This window comes from Enterococcus sp. PF1-24 (assembly GCF_029893325.1).
Lineage (GTDB): Bacteria > Bacillota > Bacilli > Lactobacillales > Enterococcaceae > HY326.
In genome coordinates this window covers 14,173-32,721 of sequence record NZ_JARXWL010000011.1, presented here as the reverse complement: position 1 = coordinate 32,721, position 18,549 = coordinate 14,173, and the positions used below count along the sequence as shown (strand labels likewise).

18 protein-coding genes and 1 pseudogene are annotated in these 18,549 nt (G+C 34.6%); 11 read left to right on the top strand and 8 right to left on the bottom strand.

The window, feature by feature from the left end:
- Window positions 1-12 precede the first annotated feature (12 nt).
- On the top strand, window positions 13-1,905 hold the full coding sequence (mnmG, locus tag M2139_RS06625; protein ID WP_280738052.1) for a tRNA uridine-5-carboxymethylaminomethyl(34) synthesis enzyme MnmG: 1,893 nt from the start codon (window positions 13-15) through the stop codon (window positions 1,903-1,905).
- Window positions 1,906-2,009: 104 nt separating this feature from the next.
- On the opposite strand, the pseudogene M2139_RS14275 reads toward mnmG, so the two are convergent.
- A pseudogene (locus tag M2139_RS14275) lies at window positions 2,010-2,480 on the bottom strand (HXXEE domain-containing protein).
- A 172-nt stretch (window positions 2,481-2,652) separates the two neighbouring features.
- Here M2139_RS14275 and M2139_RS06615 point away from each other — a divergent pair.
- From M2139_RS06615 to M2139_RS06570, 10 genes are all read left to right on the top strand, one after another.
- Window positions 2,653-3,282 carry a recombinase family protein gene (locus M2139_RS06615; RefSeq protein WP_280738053.1) on the top strand — a complete coding sequence of 210 codons (630 nt, stop codon included), beginning with the start codon at window positions 2,653-2,655 and terminating at the stop codon, window positions 3,280-3,282.
- Window positions 3,283-3,680: 398 nt separating this feature from the next.
- On the top strand, window positions 3,681-4,079 hold the full coding sequence (locus tag M2139_RS06610; RefSeq protein WP_280738054.1) for a hypothetical protein: 399 nt from the start codon (window positions 3,681-3,683) through the stop codon (window positions 4,077-4,079).
- 81 nt (window positions 4,080-4,160) lie between these two features.
- Window positions 4,161-4,925, top strand: coding sequence for a hypothetical protein (locus M2139_RS06605; RefSeq protein WP_280738055.1), 765 nt, complete (start codon window positions 4,161-4,163; stop codon window positions 4,923-4,925).
- Between the two features lie 87 nt (window positions 4,926-5,012).
- A complete protein-coding gene (locus M2139_RS06600; protein ID WP_280738056.1) occupies window positions 5,013-5,486 on the top strand; it encodes a hypothetical protein in 474 nt (157 codons plus the stop codon).
- A gap of 57 nt (window positions 5,487-5,543) precedes the next feature.
- Window positions 5,544-6,410, top strand: a complete 867-nt coding sequence (locus M2139_RS06595; RefSeq protein ID WP_280738057.1) for a hypothetical protein — start codon at window positions 5,544-5,546, stop codon at window positions 6,408-6,410.
- A 116-nt stretch (window positions 6,411-6,526) separates the two neighbouring features.
- Window positions 6,527-7,411, top strand: a complete 885-nt coding sequence (locus M2139_RS06590) for a hypothetical protein (RefSeq protein ID WP_280738058.1) — start codon at window positions 6,527-6,529, stop codon at window positions 7,409-7,411.
- A 30-nt stretch (window positions 7,412-7,441) separates the two neighbouring features.
- Entirely contained in the window at window positions 7,442-8,809 is a 1,368-nt protein-coding gene (locus M2139_RS06585; RefSeq protein WP_280738059.1) for a hypothetical protein, read from the top strand.
- Between the two features lie 44 nt (window positions 8,810-8,853).
- The gene (locus tag M2139_RS06580; protein WP_280738060.1) at window positions 8,854-9,816 is read left to right on the top strand and encodes a hypothetical protein; all 963 of its coding nucleotides are present in this window, start codon (window positions 8,854-8,856) and stop codon (window positions 9,814-9,816) included.
- A gap of 356 nt (window positions 9,817-10,172) precedes the next feature.
- Window positions 10,173-11,300 (top strand): hypothetical protein, encoded by a 1,128-nt coding sequence (locus M2139_RS06575; RefSeq protein WP_280738061.1) that lies wholly within the window; start codon window positions 10,173-10,175, stop codon window positions 11,298-11,300.
- Window positions 11,301-11,450: 150 nt separating this feature from the next.
- Window positions 11,451-11,789: a hypothetical protein gene (locus M2139_RS06570; protein ID WP_280738062.1), complete on the top strand. Its 339-nt coding sequence runs from the start codon at window positions 11,451-11,453 to the stop codon at window positions 11,787-11,789.
- Window positions 11,790-12,008: 219 nt separating this feature from the next.
- On the opposite strand, the gene M2139_RS06565 is transcribed toward M2139_RS06570, so the two are convergent.
- The 7 genes from M2139_RS06565 to M2139_RS06535 form a co-directional block, all read right to left on the bottom strand.
- Window positions 12,009-12,869, bottom strand: a complete 861-nt coding sequence (locus tag M2139_RS06565) for a MurR/RpiR family transcriptional regulator (protein ID WP_280738063.1) — start codon at window positions 12,867-12,869, stop codon at window positions 12,009-12,011.
- 102 nt (window positions 12,870-12,971) lie between these two features.
- Window positions 12,972-14,102: an anhydro-N-acetylmuramic acid kinase AnmK gene (gene anmK / locus M2139_RS06560; protein ID WP_280738064.1), complete on the bottom strand. Its 1,131-nt coding sequence runs from the start codon at window positions 14,100-14,102 to the stop codon at window positions 12,972-12,974.
- Between the two features lie 3 nt (window positions 14,103-14,105).
- Window positions 14,106-14,843, bottom strand: a complete 738-nt coding sequence (locus M2139_RS06555) for an alpha/beta hydrolase-fold protein (protein WP_280738065.1) — start codon at window positions 14,841-14,843, stop codon at window positions 14,106-14,108.
- Window positions 14,844-14,846: 3 nt separating this feature from the next.
- Window positions 14,847-15,935 (bottom strand): MupG family TIM beta-alpha barrel fold protein, encoded by a 1,089-nt coding sequence (locus tag M2139_RS06550; RefSeq protein WP_280738066.1) that lies wholly within the window; start codon window positions 15,933-15,935, stop codon window positions 14,847-14,849.
- Window positions 15,932-16,834: a BadF/BadG/BcrA/BcrD ATPase family protein gene (locus tag M2139_RS06545; RefSeq protein ID WP_280738067.1), complete on the bottom strand. Its 903-nt coding sequence runs from the start codon at window positions 16,832-16,834 to the stop codon at window positions 15,932-15,934. Before M2139_RS06545 ends, M2139_RS06550 begins: the two co-directional genes overlap by 4 nt.
- Window positions 16,835-16,842: 8 nt before the next feature.
- Window positions 16,843-17,136: a hypothetical protein gene (locus M2139_RS06540; RefSeq protein ID WP_280738068.1), complete on the bottom strand. Its 294-nt coding sequence runs from the start codon at window positions 17,134-17,136 to the stop codon at window positions 16,843-16,845.
- Window positions 17,137-17,225: 89 nt separating this feature from the next.
- The gene (locus M2139_RS06535) at window positions 17,226-18,548 is read right to left on the bottom strand and encodes a PTS sugar transporter subunit IIC (protein ID WP_280738069.1); all 1,323 of its coding nucleotides are present in this window, start codon (window positions 18,546-18,548) and stop codon (window positions 17,226-17,228) included.
- Window position 18,549 lies beyond the last annotated feature (1 nt).

The following is an 18,549-nucleotide window of genomic DNA, read 5'->3' as shown; positions in this document are numbered from 1 at the left end:
GCGTTAACTGAGATGCAATATCAAGGAGATAGTTATGATGTCATTGTTGTAGGTGCTGGCCATGCCGGCTGTGAAGCTGCTTTGGCAGCCACACGGATAGGTTGCAAAACTTTACTGCTGACAATCAATTTAGATATGGTGGCCTTTATGCCTTGTAATCCTTCCTTAGGTGGGCCGGCGAAAGGCGTCGTGGTGCGGGAAATTGATGCACTAGGTGGCGAAATGGGCCATAATATAGATCAAACTTATATTCAAATGCGTATGCTAAATACCGGCAAGGGACCGGCTGTGCGGGCTTTAAGAGCACAGGCTGACAAACACGCCTATTCTAGCAGAATGAAGCACACGATTGAAAAGGAAGCCAATTTGACCCTACGTCAAGCTGTGGTGGAAGAAATCATCGTGGAAGATGGCGTCTGTCAAGGCGTGATTACGGCAGCCGGAGCTAAATATGCAGCCAAAGCTGTGATTATTACCGCCGGAACCGCTTTGCGGGGAGAAATTATTATCGGCGAGCTAAAATATTCTTCTGGGCCCAATAATTCCCAACCAGCTGTAAAATTAGCGGACAATTTAAAAAGTTTAGGCTTAGAAATTGATCGTTTTAAAACGGGAACACCGCCACGGGTAAAAGGCAGCTCGATTGATTACAGCGTAACGGAAATTCAGCCAGGGGATGAAGCGCCAAATCATTTTAGCTTTGCGACTCCTGACGAAGATTACAACCAAGAACAAATTCCTTGTTGGTTAACTTATACTAATGAAGGCACCCATGAAATTATTCGCAATAATCTCCACAGAGCACCGATGTTTACCGGGATTGTTGAAGGGGTGGGAGCACGCTACTGCCCATCAATTGAAGATAAAATCGTGCGTTTTTCTGACAAACCACGTCATCAATTGTTTTTAGAGCCAGAAGGGGTTAACACGGAAGAATATTACGTGCAAGGGTTATCGACTTCTTTGCCAGAAGATGTGCAAGTGGAAATGATGCGGAGCATTGCTGGTTTAGAAAACGTGGAAATGATGCGCACCGGTTATGCGATTGAGTATGATGTGGTAGTTCCCCATCAATTACGGCCAACTTTGGAAACAAAAAAAATCACTAATTTATACACTGCCGGTCAAACTAACGGTACTAGTGGCTATGAAGAAGCTGGCGGTCAAGGTTTAATCGCCGGCATCAACGCGGCGCTAAAAATCCAAGGGAAAGACCCCCTTGTTTTAAAACGCAGCGATGGCTATATTGGCGTGATGATTGATGATTTAGTAACTAAAGGCACCAATGAACCTTACCGTTTATTGACTTCGCGAGCAGAATATCGTTTGCTTTTGCGCCACGATAATGCCGATTTACGCTTAACCGAACTGGGTTACCAAGCCGGTTTAGTTAAAGAAGAACAATATCAAAATTATTTGCAGAAAAAACAAGCCGTTGAAGCCGAAATTGCTCGTTTAGAGAGCACCCGCATCAAACCAACCGCCGAAGTACAAGCTTTCTTAAAAGCTCACAACTCTGCTGAATTAAAAGACGGCGTGTTAGCTAGTGACTTTTTAAAACGTCCGGAAATCACTTATCAAGACTTGTTGCAATTTATTCCTACAGATGAAAACTTGCAAGCAAAAGAAATCGAACAAGTTGAAATTCAAATCAAATATGCTGGCTATATCAAAAAAGCGTTGGAAAAAGTTGAAAAACTAAAACGAATGGAAGCCAAACGCATTCCTAGCAACTTAAATTATCAATCAATCAACGGCCTAGCTACCGAAGCCCGCCAAAAATTGCAAAAAATCCAACCCGAAACTATCGCTCAAGCCAGCCGTATCAGCGGTGTGAACCCCGCTGATATCAGTATTTTAATGGTGTATTTGGAGCAGGGGAAGCTAGTGAAAGTGGAAGAATAGCATAATCGAAAAAAAGACCTGGCAACGGGTCTTTTTTTGTTTAATAGGTCAGTTTTTTTCAGAGATACCGTCTCTAAGAATGAAGTGTCATTACTATACTAAAGTTAAAAAAATTTATGAATAATCCAAAGATTCGCAACTAAAATGAACAGGCATATAGGTACAAACATAATAACCATTGTTACATCAACTAATGGTAAAGATTCAATTAGTTGAATTGCCAAAATAATAAAAGAAGCAGTGCCTAAAACGATACCAGGTACATAGCTTTTCAGATAGATTGCTTGAAAGATATGGCCAATAATATGAATGTTGTAAGCCATTATCAAAGCCAGATAGAATTCAGGAGTCTTCAAAAAATAGCAGATTATAGAAATAGCAATTAATAGAAAATACTCTTCAAGAACCATTAAGGTAAATGCTTGTGAATCAGTATTGAGCATCTCTTTAAATTTTTAAGGTATTTTTGAATTCTGAGCCTGTTTTTGGGACCATTTTGGCAAAAAATCAATTTCTTCAAGTTCATGAAACATAAATAAAAGTGGAAACAAAAAGTAGAGCAGTAACTGATTCATTATATCTCCTTTATAATAAAGCCAATCCAATAGTTATTTTTCAATTAATCATATCAAATAAATATCAGGATTAACAATTTTTTTTGCCGCTTTTCAATAGCAAAAAACTACTTACAAACTCATCACTGATAGGTAGAATATAGACTATTAATTGTTAGGAGGCATTTATTTTATGGGAAAAAAGGAAATTCAAGAAAAAGAGGTTGTAAAGATTGGTTATTGTCGCGTAAGCACAGAGGATAAGCAAGAAGTTTCGCTGGAAAATCAAATAGAAATGATGCGGGAGATTGATTGTGCTTATATTTATAGTGAACATGGCAGTGGTAGAAAAGATAATCGACCAGAATTTCAAAAAATGTTAAAACATTTGCATCAGTTAGCTGCGGATCAAGCAAAAGAAGTTCAGTTAATTGTTTTAAAAAATGATCGTTTAAGTCGAAAGTTCCGAACTTTGATTACCACAGTAGAAGACTTATTAGAAATAGGCGTTAACTATATTTCATTAATGGATAATATTGATACAAATTCCATTGGTGGCAAACTTTTTTTTCAAATTTTAAGCAGTTTTAATGAATATGAGGTAAGTAACACCCGCGAAAGAGTAAAATTAGGACTGAAAAAAGCCAAAGAGAATGGCAAAGTTTTAGGCAGACCACAAATTGAGGCCACCATAAAACAACAAGTAGTCGAATCATACCAATGTTATAATTTAACCGTTTCTGAAATTGCTCAACAGTTTGGGATTTCCGTAAGTAGTGTTTACAATATTTTGAGAAGTGTAGATATTAAAAGAAGAAAATGAGGTAGGATAGAAGTGAGTGAAAAATAACGAAATTCCCAATTGCGATTCTTTGTCAACTCTATATAAATTGTTTAAAAAACAACTGTTTAATGTAGTCATCTTATAAATAAGAATAACATAAATAAAAGTGCCTGTGAAGAAAGATTTGCTGATTTTCACAAGCATTTTTTTTTGTTTTAAAGTAACTACATTAAACAGTTGTTAAATGTAGTCATTTCCTAATGACTACCTAAAAATCAGCATTAAAAAAACTAGGATTTTTTGAAAAAGATTTAAAATAAGTGTGTTAATGTGTGTGATTTCAGCGCTGATTTCTTAGGATTCATTAGGAGGAGATAAGAAGATAACACGAGATTAAGGATTTATTACAAGCAAGTAGCTAAAGGAGTGATTTTTAAATGAACAAAAATAATAAAAAAGAAGTTATTGCTAGCTTTGATGCAAATATGTTGTATCGCATAAATGCTTTTAAATTGAAAATAATGATAGCTGAGTGCCTGCTGGTACTGTTATTAATTATTGGTACATCTGTTTATGGATTTATTAGCCTCTGGATACCTGTGATAACTTTCATATTTTTTTATTCTGATACAAATGATAATAAGGATAAGCCAGAAGCTGAAACTCCGAAAGAATATACTACTTTCATGATAGGTATGTATCTTAGAAAATTAGATAAACAGTCATTGACACAAAAAGCGAAAGAAGAAGAACAAAGACGAAAAGAACTTTTAATAACAAAAGAAGTTAAAAATAAAACAGATATTGGTGAAAAAGAAGATTGGGCTGACTTTTAATAGGTCTGAGTACAATTTTCAAAATTTGAATAGATATATATTAAATAAATGTATCTAAAAATAAATGAAAGAAGAATTAAAATGAAAAACTCTAACTTCACTAAAAAAGGTTGGTATTTCGTAGGCGGAATATTTGTAATTCTAATCTTAGCTGTTTTAACTATTGAATATCAAAAAGATAATTTAAATGGGAGATGGGTAGATAGTCAAAATCATCATGTTATTACTATTGATACAGACAAACATGGAGTGGCAGTGTGGCAATTATATAGTTGGATTGATGGTTCTAAAACAAGTCAAGTAACCCAGAATTTTACGATAGATAAGGAACGTAAAGAAATAATTTGGACTGAGCCACAAGAAGATGAAAAAAATGCTTCTTATGATTTAGTAAAAGGGCAGCTAATTGTAACACTTCATTATACAGATGAAGGTGAAGAGAAAAAGAAAACATTCATTTTTGAAAAAAATGCTAAATTTAAAGTAAAAGTACAAGATGAATTGCAAGATGAAGCAACTGTTTTGGATGATTCCGATGAAAATCGTGTATACAACTTCGATGGTGACTACAATTATTTGGATTTAGGAGATTATGAAATAGGAACAGATTTAAAACCAGGTAAATATATGGTTAGCCTAACTTATAGAAATGAAGGCTATTCAGCGGAAAAAGGAACAGGGAAAATAGTAGTGACAAGTGATGCTGGTACAAGAGAATATCAATTTGTTACATCAGACCATGGTTATTCAGAAGATCAAAGACTTGTTTTGAAAAAAGGAGATATTGTCACCTTATCTAGTGAAGGTGCAAAATCAGAGTTTGAGTTTAATTTTGAAGAAGATTAATAAAGAAAGAATTTCAAAATGAAAAAAGTGACGAATAAACTATTTATATATTCAATCGCTAATAGTTGTAATATTTGGAGGAGTTTTATGAAAAAAGTAATTTGTGTTTTATTTTTATGTAGTTTGTTATCTGGCTGTTCTTCAAATAAAGTAAATGAATTATCTGAAAAAAATGAAGAACAAAAGAAAATTATAGATAGGCAAACTGTGGCTATTGAAGAACAGAATCAAACTATTTTGTCTTTAGAAATGGAGCTTGAATTAGCAACAGCACTTCCAGAAATGGAGCCGTTTGAACCAGGAGAATCCATAACTTTAACTGGCGTAGTAAAAGTGGGGGAAGATATTCCTGCTGGCAGATATGATATAAAAATTGTTGATGGGAATATGACCAATGTTTATGTTTATAAAAATGAACAGGATAAAGAGGCTGGTGAAGACATCGATCTATTCTCTATTGGAAATGATGTTAATGAACTTAAAGGCTATAAATTAATTCAAGGTTACATACTTGAAAATGATTATCCAGCTAATCTTCAATATACAAAGTGTGAAAATTAATAAAAATATTTATGTGTATAATAATTAGAATTTATAAATTGAAAAGGGGTTCTTTGAATGAAAAAACGTATTTTAGGGTTATTATTAGTAACATTATTTACAACAGGTTGTCAAAAAGAAGATAGTAAAACAACAACAAATACAACAATAACATCATCAAGTGAAGAGGTTAATATTGAACTTAAAGTAAATAGACCCATTTTGTCACTTGAAAAGAATGAATTAATTATATCAGGTATCGCTAATGAAGGCGCAGAAATCATTGTTAAACAAGAGGATAAAAAGGTTGCTAGCGAAAAAGTTAAAAACGAAAAATTTGAAATTTCTATGGAATTACTTGAATCAGAAGAAAAAGAAGTTGAACTAATTGTTACAGATGGTGAAACAAAAAAAGAAATTAAAGTTTTTTCTAAAAAACATTTAGAAAAGTTAAAAGCAGACGCAGATAAAAAAGCAAAAGAAGAAGAAGAGAAACAGGCTGCTGAAAAAGCTACAGCAGAAAAAAAAGCTCAAGAAGATGCAGCACGAAAAGCAGAAGAAGAACGTCAAGCAGAGGAAAAAAGAGCTCAAGAGGCAGCCGCAGCCGCTGAAGCAGCAAGAGCGAGTTATGATACTGGGACTACTTTTGAAAACTTAGCCCGTAATCCAGAGACCTATTTAGATCAAAAAGTTAAGTTTAATGGGCTTATTATACAAGTTATTAAAGGAAGTGGGTATTCTCAATTTAGATTTGCTGTCGATGATAACTATGATCAAATCATTCTTATTGAGATTTCGGAAGATCAGCTAACTAATAATCGTTTATTGGAAAATGATCATATCACGGTTAGAGGTACTTCTTTTGGAGAGATAACTTATACTTCAACAATGGGTGGAGAGATTACCATTCCTGGAGTCGTTGTAGATTCTTTTGAAAGATATTAAAAACAAAAAATAATAGAGATGTTTAATGATTAAAAATCAGTGAGATTACTAGTTTTGACGCAATATAGATTAGAAGTCATTTTATAGATTTGAATAGATAAAGGGGGATTTTGGTAGTGGGGAAAGAAAATACAATAATGGCAAAATTGAAAAATAACAAACGAATTTTAGCATCTCTCCTTGTGAATATAATTTTATTCATAGCAATAATAGCGTTGATTTTAAGCAACTTTAATGAAAAAGATAAAGGTGATGAAATTGAAGGTGTTTGGTATGATACATCGGTATTGAAGAGTGAGTTAACTATTGGAAGTAGCGATGTAATTTTTAACAGTGTTTTTTATAGTTATAGTGGTGTAATTGATAAAGAAAAGCAAGAGATTATTTTAAATGAGGAAGATAAAGAATGTATTTATTTTTACAAATTAATAGGAGATAAATTTGTTCTTGAACCTAAACAGGACGGAGATACATTTACTTTTAAGAGAGAAAAACCTGAAGTTGCATCTACAAAAGAAAAGACTGAAACTTCAACTGAAAAAGATTTGTCATCCGCAAAAACAAGCAAAAAAGAACTGAGTGAGTCGAAAACTAGTACAGAACTTCAAATGATTTCAGATAGTTCAATGATAACGATTGAATTAGATAACGATAATAGAATTATTTATATCACAAATAAGACAGATAAAAAAATATCGGTAGGATCAGGAGTTGCGTGGCTAGATCATGGTTTTTTAACCATTGACGGTATTAGTATCAATCCTACTGATTGGAACTTAGCGTATGATTTAGCTCCAAATCAAAAAAAGGGAAATCCTATACCAACGAGTTTTTTACTTGATGATTTTGAAGACTGGGATAATAACAAGCTTAACATTGACTATTCTCAATCTCATACTTTTGTTTCAGAAATACAGGTGTGGACATTTGATGATGAAGGGAAAAATGGTCAGAAATTAGAAACGTTAACAATTGAGTATACCGTTGGAAATAATAAGTAGACTTTATAAATAGAAAGTTAGGATTAGCCTATGCAAGAAAAAAATTTAACAAACGAGCTCAAGCAAAAACAGCTAGTTTTAACCATTCAAATTATTTTTGTATTAATGATTTGTAGCTGTTTTGCTATTTGGGCATGGGAATTGCCTTATAACCAAGCGCCTGATGAAATGATGCGCTATCAAATTCCTACTTATATTTTTAATCATTCCTCTTTGCCTACAGGTTATGATCAGGAAGCCATTTATATTTTAGGAAATTGGTCCTATGCTTTTTATCCACAAATGCTTGGGGCGATTATTAGTGCCTTTTTCATGCAGGTGATGAATCTCTTCCGCTCTACGCCAGAAGCTTTGTTGTGGGCGGCACGCTTAACCAGTGTTCTTTTTGGTGGAATTACCGTCTTTTTCACGGGCAAGAGTATTTATAAACTCTCAAATAACTTAGGTTTAAGTTTACTAGGAATGGGCTTATTAGGTTTCTTACCACAGTTTACGTTTTTATCTTGTTATGTAAATAATGATGTAATTGCGGCGGCCGGAGCTAGTATGATTGTTTATACAATGATTGCGACCTGCTTTGAACCATGGCGCTATCGCCATAGTATTTATTTATCGCTAGGTTTTATTATCTGCGCTTTAGGATATTTAAATTCTTATAGTTTTATTTTAGTGGGGGGAATCTTCTTCTTACTAATCAATTTCTTTAATATCAAACATCAAGTAACGGATAAAAAAGTTTTTTATAAAAATTTTGCCCTGATTTTCTGTTTATCAGCTTTGGCAATTTTTCCGTTTTTAATAAGAAATTATCTGTTATATAAAGATTTCTTTGGGATGCAAGTCTTTCACGAAGAGTATATGAAATGGGTGGCTGAAAATGGCACGACATTACAAAAGCCTTATGAGTTAGGAAATCTTTTAGCGATGTTAACGGATCCGCATTTTAAATCTTTCACGCTTCAATCATTTATTGGTTTCTTTGGTTATATGAGTATTCGTTTAGATATAAAGTATTATCAGATTTACTATTGTCTTTTTGGCACAGGAATTTTAGCTTTTGTGGTGCAAAGCATTCAAAAACATTTTCAACAAGAGACACCAAATTTGGTTATTCAACGTAAACGCATCGCTTTTATATTGATTATGTTAGGTTGTTTAATTACCTTTGGGCTTCATTGGTATTATTGCTTGAAGATTGATTATCAACCACAAGGAAGATATATCATGGCGATCGTAGCACCGTTTATCATAATGATCACTTTCGGCTTTGAAAAGATTATCAATTTTTTCATTCAGCCTACGAAAAAAAGCTATATTTATCTGTTTATCTTGATGAGTTACATCTTGATTAATGTATTGATTCATAATTATTACTTTTTATTATCACAAAATATTTAAGTAGTTTATGGCTAAATAGAAACTGTTAAATAGGAGTTGTTAAATTGAATAAAGAAAAAATAATAAAATGGTTAGAATCCAATAAAAATATACTTACGATTGTTGGTGTAGTCATTTTAATTAGTGGTGCTTTTATAGTAGGGAGATTTTCAAGTAGGGATAAACAAACTGAGCAGAATATAAGTAGTGATCTTGCAATGGACTTTTCTACAACTAATTCAAGTAATGTTGATACTTCGACTAGTACATCAATTGAAAATATAGAGTTAACTAAAACTGTTAAGTTTGATGTGGATGGAAAGTATGAAGAAGGTAAACACATTAATGCTGGAGTTTATTATATAGTATTAACTAAACTAGAATATGCTTCTGATGACAAATACAAACATGGTTCTATTTTTGTTAATGGCTGTGGACATACTGAAGAGGTCAGGAGTGGGCATGCTATAAAGGTAGATGTGAAAAAAGGTTCTGATCTTGAATTCAGTGGTCATTATTATCCCAATTGGGAAGTTACGCTCTTCACAGAAGATGATTATGCAAAATATAAAGAAACAGTATCAGATTCTAGTTCTGAAATAAAGAAAGAATCGGTAACAGAACCGAGTCAAGAAACAAAACCAGCTGAAAAAAACGATGGAGAACTGTATTCTGATCAGTATATTAAAGTTACTAAATCTGGTGGAATTATAACATTTAAGAATTTAACAGAAAATGAATTAACAATTGATGGGAATGCAAATTTGAATGATAGTATAGTCGTTAATATGTATTCATTTGGCTATATTGGTGAGTTGGTTCCTAATGGAGTATTAACAGAAAATATAAGTCAGATTAGAATAGAAGATATAGGGGAACCTGGTGATGTTGAAGATGGGGAAACACTTGGTGGAAATAAGCTTTTTAAACATCAAATGAAGTCAGGTGATAAGTTAACTTGGGCTGGCGAAATAAAAGATGCAGATTATAATACTTTGGCTCAATTTACGATGGATATTCATTATTAGCAAAAAAATGAGTAAAGATATTTTATCAAAATTTAACTTGGTATTACTCCTAATGAATACCTAAAAGTCAGTATTTAAAAAGAAAAACTAGGATTTTTTGAAAAAGATGTAAAATAAGTGTGTTAATGTGTGTGTGATTTCAGTGCTGATTTTTTTAGGATTCATTAGGATTTTACACCAATTTTTAACCGCATAGCTATCGATTTTTTAAGTAATAAAAACTTTTTTTGATATTTTGAGCAAAAAAAAGTGAAAAAGTAAATTAGCTATGATAAACTTTGGGTGAAATTGGTAAAAAAACGGGGAAAAACTGGGGAAACTCAGTTTAAATAATCAAATCATAGGAGGAATTAAGAATGAAAAGCAAAATAGTTTATGGGGTAGGGATGCTCTGTGCATCAGCGGCGTTATTGGGGTTTAGCGCCGAAGCGGAAGCGGCGGATATGTATCGTCTGTATAATGCCAATAGCGGGGAGCATTTTTATACAGCGAAAGCACCGGAAGCCAACAATTTAATTAACATTGGTTGGAAATACGAAGGAACAGGCTGGGTGGCACCGGACTCAAATACGGGTGAACCTGTTTATCGTCTATACAATAAAAATGGTGGCGAGCACCATTACACACCTGATGTAAAAGAAAAAGATGCATTAGTTAGCATGGGCTGGAAAGATGAAGGTATCGCGTGGTATGCGGAAGCAGAAGGCAATCCGAAAGCCGATTTCCCACCAGGCTATGTGCCAGCGCCAAAACCAATTCCAAAACCACCTGTAAGCACTGTTCCACCAAGAAAAGTGGATGAAAATATCACCACTGTTGGCGGTGGCGAAGGCAGCGTTCCAGGTTCTTACCGTTTGTTATACTCTAACAAACCTTACGATGCGATTCCGAATTTTACGCAAGAACCAATGTTTGAGTTTTCAGCAGACATCACAATGAACGGTTCAAGAGGCGCTAACGATTTCTTCGGTATGCAATTTGTCATTGCTGGTGACGGCCCTGGTTCAGGTCAAGTTGGTTTAGATATCGGTTTCCAAGCCGGTACTTCAGCAGAATTTGCCCAAAATCGAATTGCTGTTAAAACTGTCAACTTCCCAGCAGGCGCAGGTACTAACGGAGAACAATTTTACTCTATTAATACCGCTGCTCAAATGGAACAAAAGGCTAAAGTAACCGTTCAATATTATAAAGTTGCTGAGGGTGAATATGTAATTACGCGCTTAAACGACCAAGTCGTTGGAGCATACAAAACAAAATTAACTACCCTTGCTCATGGCCGCTATATTTTACATGCTCAAATCGAAGACTGGAAAGGCAAAAATGCTACTTTGAAATTAGCAAATGTAAAAGTTAAGAAAAATGGCAGAGATGTGACTAGTCAAGGAGCACCTAATTTCCACGTTCAAGGAAATGATTCAATTACAGGAACTTCTTATGATTTAACGGCAAATACAAGCAACTGGTTAATTGTTGGAGCTTATTAATAAATAAGTCAATAAATAAAGCGTTAAGTGGTCAGGCAGAGATTGTGCCTGACCACTTTTTTTGTATCTTTTTTGAATTAAGGGAGTATAATACAATTATCTATTAGAAGTTTCATTCTTCATAAGGAAGGTAAAGGAGGTAGTATTTTATTGGAAACGAAAGTTGCAGGTATTTTAATCGTCGTCGCTATTTTATGCTTTTTTTCATCGTATTATTACAATGGCAATGGGCAGTTGGGGTATAAAGGGCTTCTCTTTTGGAAATCCATTGAAAAAGAGCGTGGCTATATTTACAAATATTCCAACAGAATTTTTGGCCTGACATTATTCGTTGGTAGTATTGCCTTCTTTTTCCTATTTGGCTTAGCTGCCAAAGAAACGAAATATTTACTAGGATTGCGAATCGCTTATTTGATTTACATTTTTGGCTCAATGTTAGTGGCAGATATCTTTGTTGCTTATAAAAAAAGCAGAGAGAATCTTAGGTAAAAGTATGATATTTAAATAAATCATGATAAGTTATTTTCTTTGTTTCATGTGAAACAATTGTTCGTTTTGGGGCCCGCTGTAAGTCCAGCAGGCGCCATTTTTACTTGCTATTCAGAAAAATCTTGACGCTAAATTTAAAGGAGAATAGAATTTAGAAAAAAGAATTAAATGAAAAGCCAAAGAAAAAGATCGTCTTTTTCTTTGGCTTTTTCTTCTTAGCTATTTCCCGCGATTATCAAAGCGATGGACTTCTTCTTTGGATTTTTGAATGCGATCAATCATTTTATTGAAATTTCTTGAAGCATAAGCATAAAAAAGAATATCGATGACAATAAATTGATCATGCAAAGAAGTTGTCGCAGCACTTCTTACAATCGCTTCATTTGAACGGACTGTTTGAATAGGCAAATCCACTTTAGTAGCAAGAGAATTGGATCCAAACTGAGAGAGGCCAATTGTGTGAAGCTGATATTTTTTAGCGATGTCTACTAAACGCAAGACTTCTTTAGTTTCTCCAGAATTAGATATTCCGAAGAAAACAGCATCTTTAGGTGCTGAAATGATAATTGTAATTAAAATGTGGGGATCACGAATACAAATGACTGTTTTACCACCGCGATTCCATTTTTGGGCAATGTTTTCTGCTACTAAATAAGAAGCGCCTACACCATAAACATAAATAATGGGGGCAGCAATTAGCAAATCAACAACTTGCTCAATTCGTTGATCATTTAGCAAAGCAACGGTTTCTTGCATTGATTGATAGGCATTAGCTAATAATTTACTTTTCAAATCTGGAATTGATTCATTTTCAGTAATATCAGAGTATCCTTCTTGAATAGGTGTTTCGATTTCAGCGGACAACTTAATTTTTAGTTGAGTGAAACTAGGGATATCTATTTTTTTACAAAAGCGAATGACCGTAGCGGGACTGGTTCCTGCAACTTTTGAAAGCTCAGCAGCAGTCATACTAATAACTGCAGATGGGTCATCTAAAATAGTCAAACCAATTTTTCTTTCAGAAGTGGGTAGTATGTCAATAACACTGCGAATCCTACCTTGAATATTCTCTCCACTCATTTTTTCCAACCCCTTCTAGTCGAACTAATATCTATTATTTTAATTATTATCGCACGAAATAAAGAAACAATCATCTTTTTTTGAATGATTGTTTCTTTTTGTTCACTGATAAAAAGTAATTCTTCCTAAAGGAACTGATTTGTAAGCACCAGTTGCTGAAGGAACATTACTTGGTTGGTGATGTAAGGTTTGATTCGCTAAAATTGCCATAGCAATTGCTTCTTTGGCTTCAGAAGATTCACCTAAATCTTCTTGTGTTTTAACTTGAATGGTTGGCAATTCACTTTGTAGCATCGTCATTAAAGTATGGTTATAACTACCCCCACCGCCAACAATTAATTCTGTTTGTTCATCGATAAAAGGTGTAACTGCTTGCGCGATTGAACGAGCGGTAAACATGGTAGCTGTTGCTAACCAATCCGCAGCAGATAGTTGCCATTTCGCTAATAATCCGTGAGTGAATTGTTTGCCGAAGGTTTCGCGACCGGTTGTTTTCGGATAAGTTTGTTTAATGTAAGGATGATTCATTAATGTAGTCAGCAATTTTTCATTAACGGTGCCTTGTTGGGCATAAAGACCGTCTTTATCGTATTCTTTTTGATAAAAATGCAGGCAAAGTTCGTTGATAATGACATTTCCTGGCCCGGTATCAAAAGCAACTGTATCTTCCAGTTGGCCATTTTTAGGTAGCACAGTTACATTGCCGATTCCGCCGATATTTTGCAGTAAACGGGTACAAGTTTCGCTTTTAAAAAGTACATATTCAGAGTAGGGAACGATTGGCGCACCTTGACCGCTAACCGCCATATCTCGCTCTCTGAAATTAGAAACTACAGTAGTTTTGGTTCGTTCAGAAATGATTGCTGGATCGCCAATTTGAAGGGTTGACGCGTAGTAGGCAGCTCTTGCTTCGGGAATATGAAACAGCGTTTGACCGTGACTGCCTATAAAAGCTAATTCTTCTGGAGCAATCGCTGCTTTTTGACAAACAGCAATAGCAGCTTCTGCAAATTTTTCACCTAATTCAAAATTAAGAGAGCAAATTTTTTCAACGTTGGATTCTTCAATTGAGAGAGCCGCTCTAATTCGTTTTAGTGTATCTGCTGGTAAAGGCATTGTAAGGAATTCTAGTAATTTTACTGATGTCTGTTGATTTTCCCCAGAGATTTCCACTAAGGCGGCATCAATTCCATCTAAAGAAGTTCCTGACATTAAACCGACTGCATAAACCATTATTTATGTCTCCTTTTGTGTTAAATAAATGATAACTTCCTGAATTCGTTTGTCCCATTCTTGCCAATCGTGATGGCCTTCTTCAAAGGTACTGCTATAGTTTTTACTAAGCGTAAGTAGTGTTTTTTGTAAGTGTCGACTATCTTGATACAAAAAATCTTGCTTCCCACAGCTGTGATAAATTGGTGGTAGATTGTTTGGCGTAGTAGTTTTCATTGTATTAAACAAATTATTTTCAGAGCTCTCATAGTCTTCTTTCGTTTGAAAAGCAGCTTGAAATTCAATAGCTGTTTCAGGAAAAATGGTTAGTAAACTACGGACGTCTACTAACGGAGAAAGCAAACCGATAAAATCAAATTTCTCTGGTTCTGATAAGCCCCATTTTAGTGCGCCGTAACCACCCATTGAATTTCCTACAACAAAATTTTTACTTGCTGTATAAGAATGAAAGAGTTGCATTTTTTGTGGGAATTCTTTTGTTAAAAAATCCCAATATTTGCTACCAATAGCCATATTACTATAGTAACTTAAAGCAACTTCAGGGCAAAAAATGACAAGCGGCATTCCGGCGACATAGCGACTAATTCCAGTTTGATTTAACCAAGATTGACAATTACCTGAACGGCCATGAAGCAAATACATAATAGCCACTTCTGTATAAGGCTGGTCAGGTAGAATAGCAGTATAATTGGTCAGTTGAAAAAGTGTTTCCGAATAAAAACTTCCATGAATAATCGCCATTTTTTAACCTACTTGATTAAAGGCGAATTTTTGCCATGGACGTAAATAAGGTAATAAAACTTGATCGGCTTCTGTGATTTTGCCGACAACATTTGATTTTCCAGAATTTTCCATTGGGAGTAAAGCAATTTGTAGTTCACCAGCATAATGAGCGTATAAAGAAGTTTCTACGATAATATCACCAGTGGTCATATCAACGGTGTTGAAAGGTTCAAATGAGTGCCCCTTATATTTTACGCGACTTTGTGTTGAGCGAACAACATAGGCAGAAACATCACCACGATTAAAATGAAACTCATCTAAAATGATTTTACGTTCTAGTTCAGGTGTTGTTTTTTTAATTGTACAATCAAAAGTTAATTTATAAGGATTGATTTGACTTAATGCTTTTAATTCTTCTTCTGAAGCGAAAGCATTGGCGATGATGACATCATCGATTAAATCAGTTGCCCATAAATGTTTAGCTTGTGTTGTAATCGGCCACTCCCGATGCATTTCTAAAGTACAAAGACCTTCTTCGACTGGCCACGGACCAATTGAAGCAGAAGTCGAATTTACAAAAGCAGCTGTATGAATCCCTTTTTCTTTATAGATTTTGGTAGTTGCTATAAAATGCTCATAACTTAAACCTGTGTAGCGATGGGGATAAAAATTATGACACCCTAACAATTTATCTGGATTTGCTTGATAGCTTAAAATATTTTCCAAATAACGCGTTCCAGCGCTGATATTCAATTCAATCGCTAAATCCTGTGGGTTAAAGGTCATGATTGACTCCTCATTACCAGTAAAACCAAGGTCTAAACGAATCCCGTCAGCACCAATTTCTTTAAAAAAAGATAAATCATCGTAACTGATATCTAGCTCTCCAAATACTTTAGGGCTAACATCGGCGATAACTTCCATTCCTAAAGCTTTTGCATGGGTAATTGTTTCAGTGAAATCTTTTACAATTTGTTCTTTGCCAGCTTCTACAGATAGTAAGCACGTAAACACGCGCTTAAAATTATATTTTGCAGCGGTTGTCATATATTGTTTTATTTCTTCTACACCACTATGGTTAGGGTAAACAGAAATTCCTAATCGTCTCATTTATTTATTGCTCCATTCTTTTTAAAATAATAATAAGCACCTTTAGTACTAGAAGTTTCTTTTTCAATAAAATTTGGAATAAATGAAGCTTGCTCCAAATAAGTAAAAAAAGCTTGGCGTACATAAGGATTATGCTCGATAACACTGCCGTTTAAACCAATGGAGATGACTTGATTATTTACTTGCATTTTGTTAACGGTTTTCTGAACTTCTTCTCCAAGGGCATGTCCGGCTTCAGTAAGAATATTTGCGGCAAGGGGCTCGCAAGGAGCGACTTCAGCTATAATTTTTGCAAGTTCAGCTACTTGGTTTTTAGTAAGTTGATAAGCTACTTTTACTAACGCTAAAGTGTTAGTGATATTAAAATGAGTAAATAGCTGATTGGTGAGTAAGCTAGGAGCTAAACCGGCATCATATTCAGCAAGGGCCTGTTGTACTGCGCATTTTCCTATGTAATAACCACTGCCTTCATCACCAAATAAATGTCCCCAGCCACCAACACGATACCAAGTATTGGCTTTCATCCCTAAACAAACCGAACCAGTTCCCGCAATTACTAAAATCCCTGATTCACCTTTAAACTGCGCATAATGAGCTAACTGAGCATCATTTAACAAGACAAAAGGAATTTGAAATTCAGCGAGTTCCGCAGCTAAAAATTTTTTTAAACCACCACTGTCAATACCAGCTAAACCAAGAACTAATAATTGACATTCAGAAAGATTTCGGTTCGCTAAAACACCTGTGATAGCTGCTTTGATATTTGCTAATCCTTGTTTCTTATCAACTAATAGATTGCCGAACCCTGTATTTAGCCGTTGTTGTTCATTTCCTGCTAAATCGTAAACAATCGCTTCAGTTTTTGTTCCGCCACTGTCGATACCAATGATATATTTCATTTTTTTCGCTACTTTCTCTTTGTTTCTGTTTTAACGATTCCTTTGTATTCACCTCGCTCTAACATTAAGCGAGAAGTTTCAAAAAAGATAATTGCCAACAAACCACTAATACCATAAAGTACCCATTTCACGATTAAAGGAAGTTCTGTAAATAGGATACTAGGAATTATAATAATTAAAAATACCATAAATCCTGTAATTAAACGATTGGGCAACCAGTGTTTTTTTTCTAAAAAATGGGTTAATGTCACACCTAACAGGATAAAACCAATAATTGCGATAATCAATAATAGTTGAATCATATCTTTTGCCTCCGAATTGGGAATAATTATAAAGAGTGAGGCTGACTGATTGCTCAGTCATAACGCTCACTCTGAATATATAAATCTTTTTAAGCTGTTTGTACAGTATTTTCTTTTTCAGCTGCTTCATTGGCTTTTTCTTCAGCAAGCATTTGTTTGTCATACATTCTAACAAATGGGAAATAAATCGCCATTGCAACTAAGATATTAATCACAACTAAAACAATCATTCGCCAGTCGTTTCCTGACGATAGGTAGGCGCCGATTGGTGCAGGTAGCGTCCAAGCTTGATTACTGATAAAACCATTAACCAGCCCCATACTTACAGCGAAATAGCTAATAGTACTTGTTACTAACGGTGCAATAATAAATGGTAATGCTAAAATTGGATTCATGATAATTGGTACACCAAAGATTAACATTTCATTGATATTGAAAATACCTGGTAATAAAGAGAAACGACCTACTTGTTTTAAAAATTTTGAACGACAGAATAATAATAAAATACAAATTGAGATAGAAACCCCAGCACCGCCAATTGTTACGGTCCATTGATAAAATTGCTCTGGTGCAATATATGGAAGGTCTGTAATTGCTGTTCCTGAAGCAAAAGCGTCAGCATTGGCATCTAACATAACTAACCACATTGGTCGTACTAAGGAACCGATAATACTCATACCATGAACCCCAGCAGCCCATAGCAAGTGAATAAAGAACATAGGTAGTAACACACCTAATAAATTATTCCCCATAATATCTACTAATGGTGCAAATAAGTCCATTAACATTTTATTAATATCAAAACCAAGTAGCACACGAATAACCCATACAAATGTAATAATGAAAAATCCTGGAATTAGTGCTTCGAAACTACGTGCTACAGCAGGTGGAACTTGTTCTGGCATACGAATGGTAATATTTCTTTTTGTAAAAAGACGATACATTTCGCTGGCAAAAATAGCAGCAAGAATGGCAGAGAACATACCTGAACCACCTAAGTAATCCATTGGCATAACCCAGCCTAAACCAATGCCTTTTCCTTCTGGTAATAAAGCATCTACATTTTTAGGGATAGTCAGCATCAAGAAGGTTGCTAGGGATAAAATCCCACCAGTGATACCATCTAATTTATATGATTTTGTCAAATTATAGCCGATACTAAATGAGCCATAAATTCCTAATAATCCCATTGTAATGCGGAAAGGTATAACTAAATCAGCTTTGTAAGGAATAATCCATTCTTCAAAACCTGGGATTGGTAAGTTAGAAATTGTTAAAAATAGTGTACCAATCATAATTAGTGACAACGTAGAAATAACTCCGTTGCGAATGGCCTTCATGTGTCTTTGTTCAGCAAATCTTGCCATTGGTGGCATTAATTTTAACTCAATCCAATTTAACATTTTTTGCATT

Coding starts and splice junctions, on each gene's coding strand:
- mnmG (WP_280738052.1), top strand. CDS start 13: ATGCAATATCAAGGAGATAGTTATGATGTCATTGTTGTAGGTGCTGGC.
- M2139_RS06615 (WP_280738053.1), top strand. CDS start 2,653: ATGGGAAAAAAGGAAATTCAAGAAAAAGAGGTTGTAAAGATTGGTTAT.
- M2139_RS06610 (WP_280738054.1), top strand. CDS start 3,681: ATGAACAAAAATAATAAAAAAGAAGTTATTGCTAGCTTTGATGCAAAT.
- M2139_RS06605 (WP_280738055.1), top strand. CDS start 4,161: ATGAAAAACTCTAACTTCACTAAAAAAGGTTGGTATTTCGTAGGCGGA.
- M2139_RS06600 (WP_280738056.1), top strand. CDS start 5,013: ATGAAAAAAGTAATTTGTGTTTTATTTTTATGTAGTTTGTTATCTGGC.
- M2139_RS06595 (WP_280738057.1), top strand. CDS start 5,544: ATGAAAAAACGTATTTTAGGGTTATTATTAGTAACATTATTTACAACA.
- M2139_RS06585 (WP_280738059.1), top strand. CDS start 7,442: ATGCAAGAAAAAAATTTAACAAACGAGCTCAAGCAAAAACAGCTAGTT.
- M2139_RS06575 (WP_280738061.1), top strand. CDS start 10,173: ATGAAAAGCAAAATAGTTTATGGGGTAGGGATGCTCTGTGCATCAGCG.
- M2139_RS06565 (WP_280738063.1), bottom strand. CDS start 12,869: ATGAGTGGAGAGAATATTCAAGGTAGGATTCGCAGTGTTATTGACATA.
- anmK (WP_280738064.1), bottom strand. CDS start 14,102: ATGGTTTATGCAGTCGGTTTAATGTCAGGAACTTCTTTAGATGGAATT.
- M2139_RS06555 (WP_280738065.1), bottom strand. CDS start 14,843: ATGGCGATTATTCATGGAAGTTTTTATTCGGAAACACTTTTTCAACTG.
- M2139_RS06550 (WP_280738066.1), bottom strand. CDS start 15,935: ATGAGACGATTAGGAATTTCTGTTTACCCTAACCATAGTGGTGTAGAA.
- M2139_RS06545 (WP_280738067.1), bottom strand. CDS start 16,834: ATGAAATATATCATTGGTATCGACAGTGGCGGAACAAAAACTGAAGCG.
- M2139_RS06540 (WP_280738068.1), bottom strand. CDS start 17,136: ATGATTCAACTATTATTGATTATCGCAATTATTGGTTTTATCCTGTTA.
- M2139_RS06535 (WP_280738069.1), bottom strand. CDS start 18,548: ATGCAAAAAATGTTAAATTGGATTGAGTTAAAATTAATGCCACCAATG.